This window comes from Streptomyces sp. NBC_00102 (assembly GCF_026343115.1).
Classification (GTDB): domain Bacteria; phylum Actinomycetota; class Actinomycetes; order Streptomycetales; family Streptomycetaceae; genus Streptomyces.
This window is the reverse complement of record NZ_JAPEMC010000001.1, coordinates 1470735-1487651: the sequence shown is the minus strand read 5'-3', so window position 1 is coordinate 1487651 and position 16917 is coordinate 1470735. Positions and strand designations below refer to the sequence as shown.

Below are 16917 nucleotides of genomic sequence, written 5' to 3'. Positions count from 1 at the left end.
TCCTTCCGGAAGCGGCGTCGGTCTCCCGCCCATGATCGCGGCAAGAGCCCTTTCGGGACAGTCGTTCGCCACCTGCCAAGACGTGCGCCGCAGGGTCGCCGGACCCCGGCGCACCCGGTGCTCATCGCCCCGCCATGCGGATGACGTGCACCCGACAGTCGGGGGACGCCGTCCCGCACTCCAATGCCCAGGGGATGCCCGGCGGGTCACGGCCGGACGCCCCCCGACACCCACCTGCCAGGGGAGAGACCATGACGCCCGCACCGACCACCCCGGACGCCGGACGCCCCGGCCACCCGGCCGAGTTCCGCGCCGCGGCCCGCAGCCACAGCGAGGGCGTGGGCCGCCGGCGCTTCCTCACCACCACCGGCGCCGCCGCCGCGCTCGCCTTCGCCGTCAACCTGCCGGCCGCCGGTACGGCGAGCGCCGCCGAACTCGACCCCCGCCGGATCGCCGAGAACCCGTTCACCCTCGGAGTGGCCTCCGGCGACCCGCTGCCCGACTCCCTCCTGCTCTGGACGCGCCTCGCCCCGCGCCCGTACGAGGCCGACGGCGGGCTGCCCGCCTCCCGCGTCCGGGTCGGCTGGGAACTCGCCCACGACGAGCGCTTCCGCCGGGTGGTCCGGCGCGGAACCGCCACCGCGCACCCGGAGTTCGCGCACAGCGTCCGCACCGAGATCCGAGGCCTGGAATCCGGCCGCACCTTCTACTACCGCTTCCGCGCCGGCGGCTGGACCAGTGAGACCGGCCGCACCCGCACCGCCCCCGACCCGCACGCCCGCAACCACGCGGTGAAGCTCGCCGCCGTCTCCTGCCAGGCGTACCACGACGGGTACTTCACCGCCTACCGCCACCTCGCGGACGAGGATGTGGACGCCGTCTTCCACCTCGGCGACTACCTCTACGAGTACGCCGTCACCGCCACCGGCGGCGCCCGCGCCTACACCGACCGCGTGCTGCCGGACGTCTTCGACCGGGAGACGCTGACCCTGGAGGACTACCGGCTGCGGTACGCCCTCTACAAGTCGGACCCCGATCTGCGCGCCGCGCACGCCGCGCACCCCTTCGTCGTCACCTGGGACGACCACGAGACCGAGAACAACTACGCCGACGACGTCCCCGAGAACAGCGTCCCCGCCGAGGAGTTCCTGCTCCGCCGGGCCGCCGCCTACCGCGCGTACTGGGAGAACCAGCCGCTGCGCACCCCGCAGCGCCCCACCGGCCCCGACATGCGCCTCTACCGGCGGCTCCGGTTCGGCCGCCTCGCGCAGTTCGACATCCTCGACACCCGCCAGTACCGCAGCGACCAGGCGTACGGCGACGGCTGGAAGGTCCCCGGACCGGAATCCGAGGACCCCGCCCGCACCCTGACCGGGGCCACTCAGGAGCGGTGGCTCATCGACGGCTGGCGGGCCTCCCGCGCCACCTGGAACGTCCTGCCCCAGCAGGTCACCTTCGCGCAGCGGCGCGACGTGCCCACCGCCGCCTACAAGCTCTCGATGGACTCCTGGGACGGCTACCCGGCCTCCCGGCAGCGGGTGCTGGACGGCGCCGAGTCGGCGGGCGTCGACAACCTGCTGGTCCTCACCGGGGACGTGCACGTCGCCTACGGCTTCGACCTGAAGAAGGACTTCGACGACCCCTCGTCCCGTACCGTCGGCACGGAGATCGTCACCAGCTCGATCACCAGCGGCCAGAACGGTTCGGTGAAGCCCGCCAACTGGAACAACCAGATGACGGCCAACCCGCACCTGAAGTTCTACGACGGCCGCCGCGGCTACGCGCTCGTCACCCTCGAACGCGACCACGCCCGGGCCGACTTCCGCGCGGTGGACGCCGTCACCACGCCCGGCGCCCCCATCACGACGGCCGGTTCCTTCGTGACGGAGGCGGGCAACCCAGGCCTGACCCCTGCCTGACCCCTGCCCGAACCGGGCGGATCACATATGACTAGTCGTCAGTCAGCTTTCCGGGAAAGGGAGTCGGTCGGGTAGCGGACGCCGATGCGGTCCCGTACCGCGTCGAGCGTCCGCATCACCGCGAGCGAGCCGTCCAGCGGCACCAGCGGGGACTCGGTCTCGCCCGCCCGCAGGGCGCGCATCACCTCGACCGCCTCGTACTGCATGCCGGACAGGCCCTGCGGACCAGGGCCCGTGACGATCTTCTCCGGCGCCGGGTCCGAGGAGCCCGCGCGGTGCAGGAGGAGGTGATCGGGGTGGAAGAAGTCACGCGGGAAGCCGATGCGGCCCTTCGTGCCGACGACGCTCGCCGCCGTGGCGTGGTGTCCCACGATCGAGCAGGAGAGCAGCGCGGTCGCGCCCGAGTCCCAGCCCAGCAGAATGCCGGTGTTCAGGTCCGTGCCCTCAGGGGAGAGCAGCGCGTCCGCCTGCACCCGGTCCGGCTCGCCCAGCAGCAGCTGCGCGAACGACACCGGGTAGACCCCCAGGTCCAGCAGCGCGCCGCCGCCCAGCGCGGGGTTGCGCAGCCGGTGCTCGGGACCCACGTCGCCCGCGAATCCGAAGTCGGCCTGGATGGTGCGGATCTCACCGATCGCGCCCTCGCGCACCAGCTCCGTCATACGGCGGACGACCGGGTTGAGGTAGGTCCACATGGCCTCCATCAGGAACAGCCCGCGCTCCCGGGCGAGCCCGACCAGCTCGCCGGCCTGGCCCGCGTCCAGCGTGAACGCCTTCTCGCAGAGCACGTGCTTGCCCGCGCGGAGCGCCAGCGCGGTCGCCTCGTAGTGGGCGGAGTGCGGGGTTGCGACGTACACCACATCGACGTCCTCGTCCGCGACGAGCTCGGCCCAGCTTCCGTAGGCTCGTTCGATACCGAACCGCTCGGCGAACGCCCGGGCCGACTCCTCGGTGCGCGAGGCCACCGCCACCACCTCGGCGTCCGGCAGTCCCAGCAGATCCTTGGTGAACGTCGCGGCGATGCCGCCCGTCGCCAATATGCCCCAACGCACAGTCCCGCTCATGCCCCGCCCTCGATAGTGGGTTACGACCAGTCGGCCCGAGCTGAGAGCATAGATGCGGATTTCAACGATGTGGAGATGAAGCATGCCGGACAGCGGCGGAAGCCGGGCCCAGCGAGAGCAAGAGCACATACCTACGGCGGGAACCGGACAAGTGATCACCGGGCCCGCCGTTCCCGACCCCGCGCCGGGCCTCGACGGCCCGGCCCTTCCCGGTCTCACCGGCCTTCCGGTCGCCCCGGCAGCAGCCGTCCGGCGGACCGCGTTCCTGGTGACCCTGGTGCTGGGCGGCCTCACCGCGCTGCCGGCCCTGTCCATGGACATGTACCTGCCGGCGCTGCCCGACGTCACCGACGCGCTGCACGCCCCGGCCGCCACCGTCCAGCTCACGCTGACCGCCTGTCTCCTCGGCATGGCGCTGGGCCAGCTCGTCGTCGGCCCCATGAGCGACCGGTGGGGCCGCCGCGGACCGCTCCTGACCGGCATGGTCGTCTACGTCCTCGCCACGGCGATCTGCGCCATCGCCCCCAACGCCGAGATGCTCATCGGCTTCCGCCTCCTCCAGGGCCTCGCGGGCTCGGCCGGGATCGTGATCTCCCGGGCCGTCGTGCGTGACCTCTACGACGGCATCGACATGGCGAAGTTCTTCTCCACCCTGATGCTGATCTCCGGCGTCGCCCCGATCGTCGCCCCGCTGATCGGCGGACAGGTGCTGCGGATCACCGACTGGCGCGGTGTCTTCGTCGTCCTCACCGTCGTCGGCATCGCGCTGACCCTGGTCGTGTGGAAGAGCCTGCACGAGACGCTGCCGCAGGAGGAACGTCACACCGGCGGTGTCGCCGACGCCCTGCGCACCATGCGCGGCCTCTTCGCCGACCGCGTGTTCATCGGCTACACGATCGCGGGCGGCCTCGCCTTCGCGGCCCTCTTCGCCTACGTCAGCGCCTCGCCGTTCGTCATCCAGGAGATCTACGGCGCCTCGCCGCAGACCTTCAGCCTGCTCTTCGGCCTCAACTCCGTCGGCCTGATCGTCGTCGGCCAGATCAACGGCAAGCTCCTCGTCGGCCGGGTCAGCCTCGACCGGGTCCTGTTCGTCGGGCTCTGCGTGATCCTCGCCGCGGCCGTCGCGCTGCTGCTGATGACCAGCGGGGTCTTCGGCGAGGTGGGGCTCGCCCCCATCGCCGGCACGCTGTTCGTCCTGATGGCCGCGATGAGCCTCGCCCTGCCCAACACCAACTCCCAGGCGCTGATGCGCTCCAAGCACGCGGCGGGCTCCGCCTCCGCGCTGCTCGGTACCTCGTCGTTCCTCATCGGCGCGATCGCCTCGCCGCTGGTGGGCATCGCGGGGGAGGACACGGCCGTCCCGATGGCCCTCGTCCAGACCGTCTGCGCCGCCGCGGCCATGACCTGCTTCCTGGTGCTCTGCCGCCCCTGGGAGCGCCGCGGCCGCACCGAGGGCGGGCTGTGACACCCGCAGGACCCGCCTCCGCCCCGTGATCCGTACCGCACCGCTCCCGGATCACGGGGTGTAGGCCCCCGCACGGGCGGCCGGTCAGTCCGCGCGCGGGTAGCCGATCAGATGGGCCCGGTCCTCGCGGTCCGTGGTGCGGAAGATCCCGACACCGGTCGTCTCCGCGACCGGCAGCCGTACGTCCCGGGGAAGCGGTTCGTCCGCCCCGTCGACGAAGTCCACCACCACCGGCACCCCGCCCCCGGCCAGTGCCTCCTCGGCGTCCCGCACGCTCCGGGCGCCGTAGGCGATGCCGTCGTCCGTCACCGAGGCGAGCGTCACGTGGGACGAGCCGTCCTCGTCCTCCAGGCAGTACCCCTTCCTGGCCACCAGGTCGAACGCCAGGTTCCCGGCGATCAGGTAGTCGCCCGAGGGCGGCACCACCGCCTGCGGGTAGCGGCCGGGCTGTATGGCCGGACGGTGGCACTCGACCGACACCAGCGCCTTGCCGCTCGCCGCGTCGTGCACCGTCCACAGCTCGTGGGTCGCCGCCCGCTTCGAGGACTTCTCCGGCTGCCACTTCGCCAGCACCATCCCCGCCGCCACGGAGGTCGGCACCCCGGAGGCCGGGTCGGCGCCCTTCGGCGCGACGTCGCGGCTGTACCAGCCGCCCGGCACCCAGAACTCCCGTGCCCCGCCCACCAGCAGTCCCTGCCCGGTCTGGCCGATCACCTCCGTCAGCGTGCGGCAGGCGGTACAGCCCTTCGGGTACTTCAGCTCCGACGCCGCGATCTTCGACGTCCCGCCGGTCACCGGGTCGATCAGCGCCACGTTCGCGTCACCGTCGGAGACCACGATGTCCGGGCCACTCGCGGTGACGGCCGGAGCACCGCTCCACGGCAGCTCCACATGGTGACGGTCGCCGTCGGCCGCCGCGTACACGTCGATCGACAGGAACGTCTCCGACGGTGCGAGCCCGTCGCCCGCCTTCCCGTACGACCAGGTGACGAAGAAGTCCCGGTCCTGCCGGGAGACGGTCAGCAGCCGGGGGTAGCTCTCCGGGTCCAGCGACTGGCGGGCCTCGCCGCGCCACCCCAGCTTCCCGGTGGCCGTGTCCAGTGTGCGCACCCGGTAGCGCCGGTCCGCCGTGCGCTCCAGATAGGCCAGGGTGCCCGTCGGCCAGGAGAAGGCGATGTCCGGCGAGGCGCCGACGATCTCCCAGCCGCTCGCCGTCGTGTACTGCGGCGGCACGTCCAGCACGGTCCGCCCGGACACGGAGGGCGAGGGCTTGACCGACGGGGAGGCGGAGGACGCCGGAGCCGTGGCGCCCCTGCTTTTCGCGTCCGTGCCGGCCGTGCCGCCCTCGCCGCTCTCGCCGGAGGAGCCCCCGCAGGTCGCCAGCAGCAGAAGGAGCGCCAGGAAGACCACCCCGCCGACCAGAGTCAGTCGAACGATCCTCTGTCTCATGGGTCCCCCCGTTGGGCCGTCGCGGGTCTCGCGGCGGTCAGCGTAGCAACTGCCACATGGGCAAGCGGAGTTACCCGCATCCCCGTCGCGCACCCGTGACCGGACGGGTACGGCCCGCCGCCCGGGGCGTCCGCACGGCCTCCCCGGGCGACCTTAGAATTCCTCGGTGAACGACACCCTCCCCACCTCCGAAGCCCTGCGCGCGGCCCTCGCCGGTCTGCTCGACGGACTGCCGCCCAAGCAGGCGGCCCAGGCCGTCGACCGGCTGATCGCCAGCTACCGCGGGACGACACCGACCGACGCGCCGGTGCTGCGGGACCGGGCGGACGTCGTCGCCTACGCCGCGTACCGGATGCCCGCGACCTTCGAGGCCGTACGGGCCGCCCTGGACGCACTGCGCGAGGCCGCCCCGGAGTGGGCGCCGGCCACCCACACCGACGTCGGCGGCGGTACCGGCGCGGCGAGCTGGGCCGTCGCCGGGGCCTGGGACGGTACGGACACCACCGTCCTGGACTGGGCCGAACCGGCCCTCGCGCTCGGCCGCGAGCTCGCCGAGGCCGGCGGGCCCCCCGGGCTGCGGGCCGCCCGCTGGCAGCGCGCCCGGATCGGGTCCGCGCTGGAGCTGGCCCCCACGGACCTGGTGACCGTCTCCTACGTCCTCAAGGAGCTGACCCCCGCCGCCCGGACCGAGCTGGCCGACGCGGCGGCCGGTGCCGCGCAGGCCGTCGTCGTCGTGGAGCCCGGCACCCCCGACGGGTACGCCCGGGTGATCGAGGCGCGCGACCGGCTGATCGCCGCCGGGATGACGGTCGCGGCGCCCTGCCCGCACAGCTCCGCCTGCCCCATCGAGCCGGGCACCGACTGGTGCCACTTCTCCGCCCGGGTCAGCCGCTCCTCCCTGCACCGGCAGGTCAAGGGCGGGACGCTGAGCCACGAGGACGAGAAGTTCTCCTACGTCGTCGCGACCCGCTTCCCCGTCGAGCCTGTGGCCGCCCGGGTCACCCGCCGGCCCCAGATCCGCAAGGGCCAGGTCCTGCTGGAGCTCTGCACCCGGGACGAGGCCCTGCGGCGGGAGACCGTCACCAAACGCCACGGCGCGCTCTACCGGGCCGCCAGGGACACCGACTGGGGCGACGCCTGGCCGCCGCCCGAGCAGGACTGACCGGTGGGCGGGCGCGAGGGCCCGCCCACCGGACTGCCGGACCGCCTCACCGGTCCCGCAGCTCCTGGGTGCAGCACTTCACACTGCCGCCGCCCTTCAGCAGCTCGCTCAGGTCCATCGGCACCGGCTCGAAGCCACGGTCCCGCAGTGGCTCGAACAGCCCCGTCGCGGCCTGTGGCAGCAGCACGTGCAGGCCGTCGCTGACCGCGTTCAGGCCGAGCCCGGCGGCATCGGGCTCCCCGGCGATCAGGGCGTCCGGGAAGAGCCGGGCCAGCACGGAACGGCTGCCGGGGGAGAACGCGCCGGGGTAGTACATGATCTCGTCGGCCGCGTCGTCGAGCACGCAGAGCGCCGTGTCCAGGTGGTAGTAGCGCGGGTCCACCAGATCCAGCCCGATCACCGGCCGGCCGAAGAACTCCTGCGCCTCGTCGTGCGCGAGCGGACTCGACCGGAACCCCGTGCCGGCCAGCACGAAGGACGAGGTGACGGCGAAATCGCCCTCGCCCTCGTTGACGTGCTCAGGCTCGCGGAACTCCGTGTAACCGTGGAGCAGGAACCACTCCCGGTGCGCCTCGGCCTCGCCGTGCCGCTCCGGGTGCGCGAACCGCGCGCCCAGCACCCGCCCGCCGATCACGGTCGCCCCGTTGGCGGCGAAGACCATGTCCGGCAGACCGGGCAGCGGCGTCAGCTCCTCCACGGTGTGACCGAGAGCGCGGTAGCGGTCACGGAGGTCCTCCCACTGCGTCTGCGCCAGCGGCAGATCGACGGGCTTGGACGGGTCCATCCACGGGTTGATGGAGTAGGTGACCCGGAAGTGTTCCGGGGCGCACATCAGATAGCGACGAGGGGTGGCGTCACGGTGCACGGGGGCTCCTCACGAACGGCAGCCTCGGCTGCGGCACGGTGGGGTGCGCGCGGTCTGCGCGTGAGCCCATGGTGCGCCGTGCGGGCCCCGGTCCGCAGTGCGCCGATCGGGTGACGGTGGCCGGTCGCCGCGGACCGGGGCGCGGCGGCCCGGTTCCCGCCACGACGAGGGAGAATGCCCGTCGATCGCCCGGTTTCGGACGTGATGTCCCTCACTCGGGGCGGTGGTGTCCCGCCCCGTCGGTCAACTCTGGCCACCCGAGGCGCAGGATGGTGGGACCATGGACGGGTAACCGTGAGGTGAGGGGATAGATGGGCGCCGATTCCGGCCGCAACCGCGGCACAGAGGGCAAGATTTCCCAGTGGCTGCGGCGACGACCCAAGCAGCAGAGCGACGCCGACGGCTCGGCGGCCAGACTGGGCATGCTCCTGGCCGTCGCGGAGGCCGGGATGCCGATCTCGCCCGCCGCCCACCCGCTCGGACACCGATGTTCCTGCGAACGCATCGGATGCCCCACCCCCGCCCGCCACCCCGTGTCGTTCGCCTGGCAGACCCAGTCGACCACCGACCGCGCGCAGATCGAACGCTGGGCCGAGGGCCAGCCGCTGGCGAACTTCATCACCGCCACCGGGATGATCCACGACGTGCTGGACGTGCCGCTCTCGGCGGGCGTCAGTGCCCTGGAGCGGCTGCTCGACGGCGGCATCGACGTCGGACCCGTGGCCCGCTCCGGCGACGACCGGATGCTCTTCTTCACCGCCACCCGCGGCACCCCCGAGGACGAGGACGAGTGGTGGCCCTGCGAGCTGGACTCGCACCCCGAGACCATGGACGAGCACCCCGGACTGCGCTGGCACTGCCGCGGCAGCTACGTCCTGCTCCCGCCCGCCCGTCTCCCCGGTGAGCTCGACGTGCGCTGGGTACGCGGCCCCGAGCACCCGCTGCCGGACCCGCTGACCCTGCTGGAGGCGCTGACCGACGCCTGCGCCGTGTACGTGGACAGCGACGAGGCGAACGGCCTCGACCCGGCCGCCGTGGCCTGGCCGCTGGGCCGCTGAACGCCGGGACTCCGCAGGACCCGGGGCCCGTCGCCCGGGCACCGGCCGGCATGATCCCGGCCCGCGCCCCCTACTCGCCGGTCGCCGCGACCAGTCCCGGCAGCCGGTTCAGTACGGTGACCTTCGCGCCCCCGGCCGCGCCCCGCGCGGGTACGTACACCAGCTGGCTGGAGACGCGCTCCTTGGTGAGGGAGCTCTTCACCTCACCCGAGAGCAGCGCCAAGGTGTCCCTGTTCACCTCGGGCTTCAGCCCCTGGGCGGCCGTCTGGCGTTCGTAGTGCTTGCTGCTGAAGAAAACCAGCGCCCCGCCGTCCTTCGTCGCGAGCCCGAACGGGCGGAACGCGCCCTCGAGCGGGCGGTCGATGTACTGGTACGAGAACCCCGGCTTCTTCGTCGCCGCGCGGGCGGCCCGCCAGCCCGAGGTGGTCCCGCCCTCCGCGAACACGTCCGGTGCCCCGGTGGACAGGTAACCGGTGTACGAGGTACTCAAGTCCTCTGGCCGCACCGCGAGTTCGCCTCCCACGGCCTCGACGGGCTTCGCCAGCCCGTCCGCGTCCAGCGCGAACTCCGGTACCCGCGAAGGGGCAACGACCCCGAGATAGGGAACCTTCCACCGCGCGTCGGGGCCGGTCCGCTCGAAGACGAGCAGCCAGCGGGTGTCCTCGTCGCCTCCGTCCACGTCACGGTTGGAGTCGGTGTCCGCGAAGAAGTACCGCGGCCAGCCCGCCTTCTTCGGTACGACGTAGTGCGCGTCCGAGAGCTCCAGCGGTTTGTGCGCCGCCGCGGGGTCGTCGGTGTAGGTGGACCGGGCCTTCAGACCCGCCTGGTTGATCGCCCCGAGCGCACCCGTCACCTGCTCCGCGTCCAGCTTCGGATCGAGCGCGGCGTCCGCCGCGTTGTACGCCGTGAGGAAGTCCTGGAGAGCCTGGTCCGCCTCGGACTTCGTCGCCGCGGGCACCTGTTCCAGTTCCCCGTGCACCGTCACGCAGCCGCTCGCCGTCACGCCCAGTACCGTCGCCACCGCGAGTCCCGCCGCCGACCGACCCAGCCTTCTCATCCGTTGCCTTCTGCGCCTTCTGATCCGTCGTCCGCACTGACCGTTGGAACCCTACCGGGGCGAAGAAGCGCGCGAGGGCGAGGAGTCGATTTACGCCCGCCCGCAGGGTGCGGGGCCGCACGGGCCCGGCCGTGAACGGCCCGGTCCCGAACGGATGCTTGAATGCCGGTATGAGTGAATTCGACGTACCCGACGGCATCGACGTCCTGCGGGTGTTCTGCGCCCCCGACGGCCGGCACGGGAACGCCCTCGGTGTCGTGCGGGACGGCGACGACTATCCCGACGAGACCTCCCGCCAGGCGCTCGCCGCCGGACTCGGCTTCAGTGAGACGGTCTTCGTGGACGACCCGGAACGCGGCCGGGTGGACATCTGGACCCCGGGGCTCCGGCTGCCGTTCGCCGGGCACCCGCTCGTCGGCAGCGCCTGGCTGCTCGACCTGGAGGTCCTGGAACTCGAAGTGGGGGACGTGTTCGCCCGCCAGGACGGCGAGTTCACCTGGATCACCGCACGCCCGGAGTGGGCGCCGCCGAGGGAACTGGAGCGGTACGACTCCGCCGCCGAGGTCGACGCGCTGACCGGACCTCCGCCGGGCGAGGGCTGGCTGTACGTATGGGCCTGGGAGGACGAGGCGGCCGGCCGGGTGCGGGCGCGGGCTTTCCCGCGCCGCGACGACGGCATCGTGGAGGACGAGGCGACCGGAGCCGCCGCCCTGCTGCTCACCGCGCGGCTCGGCCGCGCGCTCAACATCACCCAGGGACGCGGCTCCCAGATCCTCACCGCGCCCGCACCGGACGGCACCGTCGAGATCGGCGGCCGCGTGGTGCTCGCCCACCGGGGCTGACCCGCGCGTGCAGGCGCGGGGGTGGCGGGAACGGCGACGGACCGGGCGGGGTGTGGCCGACACCCCGCCCGGCCCCGCCCGTCGGTCTCAGGCGCTGAGCGGGAAGGCCTCGCCCAGCTCGCGGAAGACGGCCGTGTTGAGTGCGCGGTACACGAACCACAGTTGCTCGGTGTAGCGGGTGTACGCGTCCACCCCCAGGCGTCCGCCGAGCATGTCTCCCATGAAGGTCGTGGTCTCCGCCTCCGTGTGCTGCTCGTGCGAGGCGGTGCGGATGACCGTGGAGAACGGGGTGACGGGGGCGGCGGGGGTGACGGTGCCGGCGGACGTGTCCAAGGCGGGCCTCCGGGGGCCGAGGGGACGGAAAACCGGGAAAGCGTGCGGCGCGTACGCGGCGGCCGGCGCCGCGTCGACCACCCCCCGATCCTCTTGCTTAGGTTTACCTAAGTCAATATGTTGCCGACGTGCTGTCGACAAACACCCCGTGCCCGGTGCGCGTTCCGAGCCCGTCCTCGCCCGGAAAGGCGCGCGCCCGGTGGCCCGGAAACGGAAAATCACCGGTCCCGGGCCACCGGGCGCAGTCGTGCCGCGGAGGTGTCCGACGGCCCCTTCGTGACACGCCTACGGCAGGGTGAGGATGTCCGCCCCGGTCTCCGTCACCACGAGGGTGTGCTCGAACTGGGCGGTCCGCTTGCGGTCCTTGGTGAGCACGGTCCAGCCGTCGTCCCACATGTCGTACTCGTGGGTGCCCAGCGTCAGCATCGGCTCGATGGTGAACGTCATCCCCGGCTTCATCACGGTGGTGGCGTGCGGGCTGTCGTAGTGCGGCACGATCAGGCCGGAGTGGAACGAGGTGTTGATGCCGTGCCCGGTGAAGTCGCGCACCACGCCGTAGCCGAAGCGCTTGGCGTACGACTCGATGACGCGACCGATCACGTTGATCTGACGCCCGGGGCGGACCGCCTTGATGGCCCGGTTCAGCGACTCCCGGGTGCGCTCCACCAGCAGCCGCGACTCCTCGTCCACGTCGCCGCAGAGGTACGTGGCGTTGTTGTCGCCGTGCACGCCGTTGATGTACGCCGTCACGTCCAGGTTCACGATGTCGCCGTCGCGCAGCACCGTGGTGTCGGGGATGCCGTGGCAGATGACCTCGTTGACCGACGTGCACAGGGACTTGGGGAAGCCGCGGTAACCGAGCGTCGACGGGTACGCGCCGTGGTCGACCATGAACTCGTGGGCCACGCGGTCCAGTTCGTCGGTGGTGACGCCCGGGGCGATGTGCTTGGCGGCCTCCTCCATCGCCTGCGCGGCGATCCGGCCGGCGACGCGCATCCGCTCGACGGTGTCGGAGTCCTGGATCTCCGGGCCTGTGTACGGGGTCGGGCCCGGCTTGCCCACGTACTCGGGGCGCCGGACATTTCCGGGTACGGAACGGACGGGAGAGATCTCCCCGGGTACGAGCAGCGACTGACCAGACATGTCAGCGAGTCTAACCAGCGCCCCTGGGGCAAGCTGGCCATGAGGAAAGGAGTCCCGATGGCCCTGTTCAAGAAGCGCACGGTCGGCAAACCGGGCGAGTGGTACTACTGCCTGGAGCACAAAAAGGTCGAGGAAGGACCCGAGTGCCCGGCGAAGGACCGCTTCGGCCCGTACGCCTCGCGCGAGGCCGCGCAGCACGCCATGGACACCGCGCAGGAGCGGAACCTGGAGTGGGACACCGACCCCAAGTGGCACGACCGCAACCGGCCCCCGGCCTCCTGAACCGGGGGCGGTGACCTCCCGGGTTCAGAACGCCGGCACCCCCGGGGCGGCGGGAGCGTCCGGGTCCGCCGGGGCGGCCGTCGCGGCGTCCCGGCGGCGTACGGCGTCCTCGTCGGTGGCGGAGTCGTACCCGAGCAGTTTCGGGAGCGCCGCCGTCAGCAGGGCCACCGAGGCGAGGCAGGCGACCCCGCCCGTCCAGACCGCGGAGCGGGTGCCCGTCCACCCCGCCATCGCGCCGGCCCGGACCTGGCCGAGCTGCGGCCCGACGCTGTAGGAGAGCACCTCGATGCCGGCCAGCCGGCCCCGCAGCTCCTCCGGGATGGTCTGGTTCCAGATCGCTGAGCGGCCCAGTCCGCTCAGCATGTCGCCCGCGCCCGCGACGGCCAGGCAGACCAGCACCGGCCAGACGCTGCCGAAGAGCCCCGCCCCCGCGATGGCCAGCCCCCAGGCGGCGGCCCCGAACACCACGAAGAGCCCGTGCCGCCGCACCCGGGAGGTCCAGCCGCTGGTCAGCCCCAGCACCAGCGAGCCCACCGACCCTGCCGCATACATCAGCCCCAGCGACCAGGGGGCGTCGAGGTCGTCGGCGAGGAACGGAAAGACCGTGTTCGGGAAGGCGAAGAACATCGCCGCCATGTCGATCGCGTACGTCCCCAGCAGCACCGGCCGGCTCCACGCGTACGCGGCACCCTCGGCGATCCCGCGCAGCGACGGCTTCTGCGCGTTCCGGGCGGGCGGCGCGGGGGTGAGCCGCAGGCAGAGGACGACCGAGACGGTGAAGGTGACGACGGTGACCGCGTACGCGGTGGCGTGCCCGGCGTAGGCGACGACCAGGCCCGCCAGGGCCGGCCCGGCGATCGCGCCCACCTGCCAGCGCAGGGCGTTCAGCGCGGCGGCGGCCGGCAGGTGCTCGTGCGGCACGATCCGCGCCAGCAGCGAGTCGAGCGCGGGCCGCTGGAGCCCCGCGAGCGCCGAGACACCCCCGGCCACGACGTACAGCGGCCAGAGCAGCGGGTCCGGCAGCAGCGCGTTGACCAGCAGGACCACCGCCAGCACCCCGAGCCCGGCCTCCGTGCCGAGGATGACCTTGCGGCGGTCCACGGCGTCCGCGAGCGCCCCGCCGTACAGCCCGAAGACCACCAGCGGCACGAGTTCCACCGCGCCCATCGCCCCGACCGCCAGCGGGGAGCCGGTCAGCTCCTTGATCTGGAGCGGCAGCGCGATCAGCGCCATGAAACTGCCGAAGTACGTGATCAGCCCCTGGCCCCAGAGCAGCCGGAAATCGGCGGAGGCGTGCCAGGGCGCGAGATCGGGGAGGGCGGCGCGGAGCATGCGGCGGGTACGGGGAGCGCGGCGGGGGCGCGGGACGTTCACGAGAGATCATGCTCCGGGCGCCCTGGGGTCGGGCGCAACCCCGTCTCACCCCTGAATACCCTCCCCACCAGCGAAGATGTCGACGCGCGGGAGCGTTTGGCGGGTGTGCGGAGGCAGAGCGGGCCGCTACCAGCGGGCCGGTGGCGGTGCGGTGAGCCGGTCCGCCAGCCGTGAGAGCCGGTCCCGGAAGGAGCGCCGCCCGTGCGCGGCCGGGCGCGCGGTCTCCCCGGCCGCCGCGCTCACCAGATGCTGCACGGTGTCCAGGTCCACGTCGTCCTCCTCGGTCACCACCAGGGCCTCGTGACCCAGCCCCCGCACCTCGGGATCGCCGCCGCCCAGCGTGAGGACGGTCGCCCCGGAACGCCGGGCGTCCCACACCCGTTCCAGCAGTCCGCCGTCCGGCCGCTCCGGCGCCACCAGCAGCAGCGTCTCGCCCCGCCCGGCCGCCTCGATCCGGCCCAGCCCCACGGCCAGATGCGCCGGATCGGCCGGCCGCACCCGGTGGCGTACCAGCGTGGGACTCAGCTCGGACAGCCCGGACCACGCCGCCTCGTCCACCAGGTGCGCCGCCAGGTGCCAGGGCTCGTACTCCTCCGTCCCGACCAGCAGCAGCCCGCCGCCCTGCGGGACCACGGACGAACGAAGGGCCCCGGCGAACCGGCGGGCCGCGCCCGGCCACTCGGTCCCGGCGAGCACCTCACGCAACAGCGCCACGCGCACGGCATCCATGGCCCGGCATCATGCAGCAGCCCGGGGGCGTTCCGCAGCCGGACACGGAAGGTGCACCCGTACGGGACCTGGGCGCACGGCGCGGGGGAGCGCCTTGGGAGCTCCGGTACTCCGCAGTAGTGTCGGCGCCATGACTACCCACGACAACGCCGGTGCGCCCAAGGCGCCCGCCAAGGACCCCTGGGACCTGCCCGACGTCTCCGGACTCACCGTCGGCGTGCTCGGCGGCACCGGACCGCAGGGCCGCGGACTCGCCTACCGGCTCGCCCGCGCAGGACAGCGCGTGACCATCGGCTCCCGCGACGCCGCCCGCGCCGCCGAGGCCGCCGCCGAACTCGGACTCGGCATCGAGGGCGCCGACAACGCCGCGTGCGCGCTCCGCAGCGACATCGTGATCGTCGCCGTGCCGTGGGAGGGCCACGCCAAAACCCTGGAATCGCTGCGCACGGAACTGACGGGCAAGCTCGTCGTCGACTGCGTCAACCCGCTCGGCTTCGACAAGAAGGGCGCCTACGCCCTCAAGCCGGAGGAGGGCAGCGCCGCCGAACAGGCCGCCGCCCTGCTGCCGGACTCCCGCGTCACCGCGGCCTTCCACCACCTCTCGGCGGTGCTGCTCCAGGACGCCTCGATCGACGAGATCGACACCGACGTGATGGTGCTGGGCGAGGCCCGCGCCGACACCGACATCGTGCAGGCCCTCGCCGGCCGGATCGCCGGCATGCGCGGCGTCTTCGCCGGACGGCTGCGCAACGCCCACCAGGTCGAGTCGCTGGTCGCCAACCTGATCTCGGTCAACCGCCGGTACAAGGCACACGCGGGACTGCGCGCCACCGACGTGTGACCCGCGGATCGTGTGACCGGTGGATCGGTGATCCGTAGATCGTTACGGGACACCGGCGGGACGCCCCCCACCCGCGGCGGAACGGAACGGGGCATGAGGGACACTGGACGGGACCGCGCACCACCCCGGACAGGAGCCGCCCCCATGCCCCGCATCGCCCTCTACCCGCTCGTCGTCTGCGTCCTCGCCGTCGTCGCCGCGGTGGTCTCCTTCGCCCAGGGCAGCCTGCTCGGCATCCTCTGGGTGCTGGTGGCGGGGCTCTCCTCCAACATGACCCTCTACTACGTGCGCCGTCACCGCGCGACCACCGAAAGCTGACCGCCGGGTCCGCGCGGGCGGCAGGGCGCCGGGGCCAGGGGGTACGCCCTTTTTTACCCGGACAGTGCTGCCGACAGCGCCTCGCAGCGGGGGTCCTGCTGGTCGGTGAACGCACGCCAGAAGCGGTAGAGGTCCTGCCCGCAGTACCTCTCGAAGTCGCTCACCCCGAGCCCCCGCAGCAGCGCGTCCACGGCGTCGAAGAACGCGCCGTTCACGGCCGGCACCCACAGCAGCGCGAACACCGCGATCAGCCCGAACGGCGCGAAGGGCTCCACCTGGCGCCGTACCCGGTACGACAGCCAGGGCTCGATCACCCCGTACCCGTCCAGCCCCGGCACCGGTACGAAGTTCAGGATCGCGGCCGTGACCTGGAGCAGCGCCAGGAACGCCAGCGCGAACCGGAACGCCATCGGCACCCCTTCGAGACCGCCCAGCCAGAACGGCGCCGTGCAGACGACGGCGAACAGGACGTTCGTCAACGGGCCCGCCGCCGAGATCAGGCTGTGCCGCCAGCGGCCCCGGATACGGCCCCGCTCGATGTAGACGGCGCCGCCGGGCAGCCCGATGCCCCCCATGATCACGAAGAGCACCGGCAGCACGATGCTGAGCAGCGCGTGCGTGTACTTCAGCGGGTTGAGCGTCAGATAGCCCTTCTCCGCGATCGAGATGTCCCCGCTGTGCAGCGCGGTCCGGGCGTGCGCGTACTCGTGGAGGCAGAGCGAGACGACCCAGGCACCCGTGACGAACAGGAAGACGGCGAACCCGGTCTCGGCGAACCCCGTCCACACGGCCGCCCCGGCGGCGGCCGTCACGGCGGCGATCCCGAGGAAGATCGGGCTGATGCGCCGGTCGCGGCGGCTGATCCCAGTGGTCATGCGACGAGAGTAGGCGCACCGGCCCCGGCTCAACGGCCGCTTTCAACTGCCGGGCGGGTGCGCGGTGGTTGCCGCTCCGGACGCCGGGAGCCCGCTCGGGGGTTGTCGCGGACGACCCCTCCCGCGCGTAAAGCGACCGGGCCG

16 protein-coding genes and 1 pseudogene are annotated in these 16917 nt (G+C 72.8%); 8 read left to right on the top strand and 9 right to left on the bottom strand.

All coding sequences use genetic code 11. From position 1 onward, the window contains the following. Positions 1-251 precede the first annotated feature (251 nt). Positions 252-1919 (top strand): alkaline phosphatase, encoded by a 1668-nt coding sequence (locus tag OHA55_RS06580; protein ID WP_266703696.1) that lies wholly within the window; start codon positions 252-254, stop codon positions 1917-1919. A gap of 38 nt (positions 1920-1957) precedes the next feature. Here the strand turns inward: OHA55_RS06580 and OHA55_RS06575 are convergent, their stop codons facing one another. Continuing rightward, positions 1958-2980 (bottom strand): Gfo/Idh/MocA family protein, encoded by a 1023-nt coding sequence (locus tag OHA55_RS06575; RefSeq protein ID WP_266703695.1) that lies wholly within the window; start codon positions 2978-2980, stop codon positions 1958-1960. Between the two features lie 82 nt (positions 2981-3062). On the opposite strand from OHA55_RS06575, the gene OHA55_RS06570 reads away from it, so the two are divergent. After that, positions 3063-4445, top strand: a complete 1383-nt coding sequence (locus OHA55_RS06570; protein ID WP_266703693.1) for a multidrug effflux MFS transporter — start codon at positions 3063-3065, stop codon at positions 4443-4445. Between the two features lie 84 nt (positions 4446-4529). On the opposite strand, the gene OHA55_RS06565 is transcribed toward OHA55_RS06570, so the two are convergent. Continuing rightward, positions 4530-5894 carry a hypothetical protein gene (locus OHA55_RS06565; protein WP_266703691.1) on the bottom strand — a complete coding sequence of 455 codons (1365 nt, stop codon included), beginning with the start codon at positions 5892-5894 and terminating at the stop codon, positions 4530-4532. Positions 5895-6060: 166 nt separating this feature from the next. Here OHA55_RS06565 and OHA55_RS06560 point away from each other — a divergent pair, with 166 nt between their 5' ends. After that, on the top strand, positions 6061-7056 hold the full coding sequence (locus tag OHA55_RS06560) for a small ribosomal subunit Rsm22 family protein (RefSeq protein WP_266703689.1): 996 nt from the start codon (positions 6061-6063) through the stop codon (positions 7054-7056). Between the two features lie 46 nt (positions 7057-7102). Here the strand turns inward: OHA55_RS06560 and ddaH are convergent, their stop codons facing one another. Then, on the bottom strand, positions 7103-7921 hold the full coding sequence (gene ddaH, locus OHA55_RS06555) for a dimethylargininase (protein ID WP_266703687.1): 819 nt from the start codon (positions 7919-7921) through the stop codon (positions 7103-7105). Positions 7922-8232: 311 nt separating this feature from the next. On the opposite strand from ddaH, the gene OHA55_RS06550 reads away from it, so the two are divergent. Beyond that, positions 8233-8979 carry a bifunctional DNA primase/polymerase gene (locus OHA55_RS06550; RefSeq protein WP_266703685.1) on the top strand — a complete coding sequence of 249 codons (747 nt, stop codon included), beginning with the start codon at positions 8233-8235 and terminating at the stop codon, positions 8977-8979. A 70-nt stretch (positions 8980-9049) separates the two neighbouring features. Here OHA55_RS06550 and OHA55_RS06545 read toward each other — a convergent pair whose 3' ends face one another. Next, positions 9050-10036, bottom strand: a complete 987-nt coding sequence (locus OHA55_RS06545) for a hypothetical protein (RefSeq protein WP_266703683.1) — start codon at positions 10034-10036, stop codon at positions 9050-9052. Positions 10037-10206: 170 nt separating this feature from the next. On the opposite strand from OHA55_RS06545, the gene OHA55_RS06540 reads away from it, so the two are divergent. Beyond that, positions 10207-10878 carry a PhzF family phenazine biosynthesis protein gene (locus tag OHA55_RS06540; protein ID WP_266703682.1) on the top strand — a complete coding sequence of 224 codons (672 nt, stop codon included), beginning with the start codon at positions 10207-10209 and terminating at the stop codon, positions 10876-10878. Positions 10879-11016: 138 nt separating this feature from the next. Here OHA55_RS06540 and OHA55_RS06535 read toward each other — a convergent pair. Beyond that, positions 11017-11211, bottom strand: a pseudogene (locus OHA55_RS06535) (biliverdin-producing heme oxygenase); the annotation flags it as partial. 285 nt (positions 11212-11496) lie between these two features. Further along, entirely contained in the window at positions 11497-12354 is an 858-nt protein-coding gene (gene map / locus OHA55_RS06530; RefSeq protein ID WP_266703681.1) for a type I methionyl aminopeptidase, read from the bottom strand. A 57-nt stretch (positions 12355-12411) separates the two neighbouring features. Between map and OHA55_RS06525 the strand changes: the two genes are divergently transcribed. Then, positions 12412-12636: a hypothetical protein gene (locus OHA55_RS06525; protein WP_266703680.1), complete on the top strand. Its 225-nt coding sequence runs from the start codon at positions 12412-12414 to the stop codon at positions 12634-12636. Between the two features lie 24 nt (positions 12637-12660). Here OHA55_RS06525 and OHA55_RS06520 read toward each other — a convergent pair whose 3' ends face one another. Both OHA55_RS06520 and OHA55_RS06515 read right to left on the bottom strand, forming a co-directional pair. Further along, a complete protein-coding gene (locus OHA55_RS06520) occupies positions 12661-13968 on the bottom strand; it encodes an MFS transporter (protein WP_266710445.1) in 1308 nt (435 codons plus the stop codon). 168 nt (positions 13969-14136) lie between these two features. Beyond that, positions 14137-14739, bottom strand: coding sequence for a hypothetical protein (locus OHA55_RS06515; protein ID WP_266703679.1), 603 nt, complete (start codon positions 14737-14739; stop codon positions 14137-14139). A 130-nt stretch (positions 14740-14869) separates the two neighbouring features. Between OHA55_RS06515 and npdG the strand changes: the two genes are divergently transcribed. Next, a complete protein-coding gene (npdG, locus tag OHA55_RS06510) occupies positions 14870-15580 on the top strand; it encodes an NADPH-dependent F420 reductase (RefSeq protein ID WP_266703677.1) in 711 nt (236 codons plus the stop codon). A gap of 144 nt (positions 15581-15724) precedes the next feature. Next, positions 15725-15898 carry a hypothetical protein gene (locus tag OHA55_RS06505; RefSeq protein WP_266703675.1) on the top strand — a complete coding sequence of 58 codons (174 nt, stop codon included), beginning with the start codon at positions 15725-15727 and terminating at the stop codon, positions 15896-15898. 53 nt (positions 15899-15951) lie between these two features. Here OHA55_RS06505 and OHA55_RS06500 read toward each other — a convergent pair whose 3' ends face one another. Continuing rightward, positions 15952-16773, bottom strand: a complete 822-nt coding sequence (locus OHA55_RS06500) for a site-2 protease family protein (protein ID WP_266703673.1) — start codon at positions 16771-16773, stop codon at positions 15952-15954. Between the last annotated feature and the right edge of the window lie 144 nt (positions 16774-16917).

Excerpts from the sequence above, each read along its gene's own strand:
- OHA55_RS06580 (WP_266703696.1), top strand. The coding sequence starts at position 252 with ATGACGCCCGCACCGACCACCCCGGACGCCGGACGCCCCGGCCACCCG.
- OHA55_RS06575 (WP_266703695.1), bottom strand. The coding sequence starts at position 2,980 with ATGAGCGGGACTGTGCGTTGGGGCATATTGGCGACGGGCGGCATCGCC.
- OHA55_RS06570 (WP_266703693.1), top strand. The coding sequence starts at position 3,063 with ATGCCGGACAGCGGCGGAAGCCGGGCCCAGCGAGAGCAAGAGCACATA.
- OHA55_RS06565 (WP_266703691.1), bottom strand. The coding sequence starts at position 5,894 with ATGAGACAGAGGATCGTTCGACTGACTCTGGTCGGCGGGGTGGTCTTC.
- OHA55_RS06550 (WP_266703685.1), top strand. The coding sequence starts at position 8,233 with ATGGGCGCCGATTCCGGCCGCAACCGCGGCACAGAGGGCAAGATTTCC.
- OHA55_RS06545 (WP_266703683.1), bottom strand. The coding sequence starts at position 10,036 with ATGAGAAGGCTGGGTCGGTCGGCGGCGGGACTCGCGGTGGCGACGGTA.
- OHA55_RS06540 (WP_266703682.1), top strand. The coding sequence starts at position 10,207 with ATGAGTGAATTCGACGTACCCGACGGCATCGACGTCCTGCGGGTGTTC.
- map (WP_266703681.1), bottom strand. The coding sequence starts at position 12,354 with ATGTCTGGTCAGTCGCTGCTCGTACCCGGGGAGATCTCTCCCGTCCGT.
- OHA55_RS06525 (WP_266703680.1), top strand. The coding sequence starts at position 12,412 with ATGGCCCTGTTCAAGAAGCGCACGGTCGGCAAACCGGGCGAGTGGTAC.
- OHA55_RS06520 (WP_266710445.1), bottom strand. The coding sequence starts at position 13,968 with ATGCTCCGCGCCGCCCTCCCCGATCTCGCGCCCTGGCACGCCTCCGCC.
- OHA55_RS06515 (WP_266703679.1), bottom strand. The coding sequence starts at position 14,739 with ATGGATGCCGTGCGCGTGGCGCTGTTGCGTGAGGTGCTCGCCGGGACC.
- npdG (WP_266703677.1), top strand. The coding sequence starts at position 14,870 with ATGACTACCCACGACAACGCCGGTGCGCCCAAGGCGCCCGCCAAGGAC.
- OHA55_RS06505 (WP_266703675.1), top strand. The coding sequence starts at position 15,725 with ATGCCCCGCATCGCCCTCTACCCGCTCGTCGTCTGCGTCCTCGCCGTC.
- OHA55_RS06500 (WP_266703673.1), bottom strand. The coding sequence starts at position 16,773 with ATGACCACTGGGATCAGCCGCCGCGACCGGCGCATCAGCCCGATCTTC.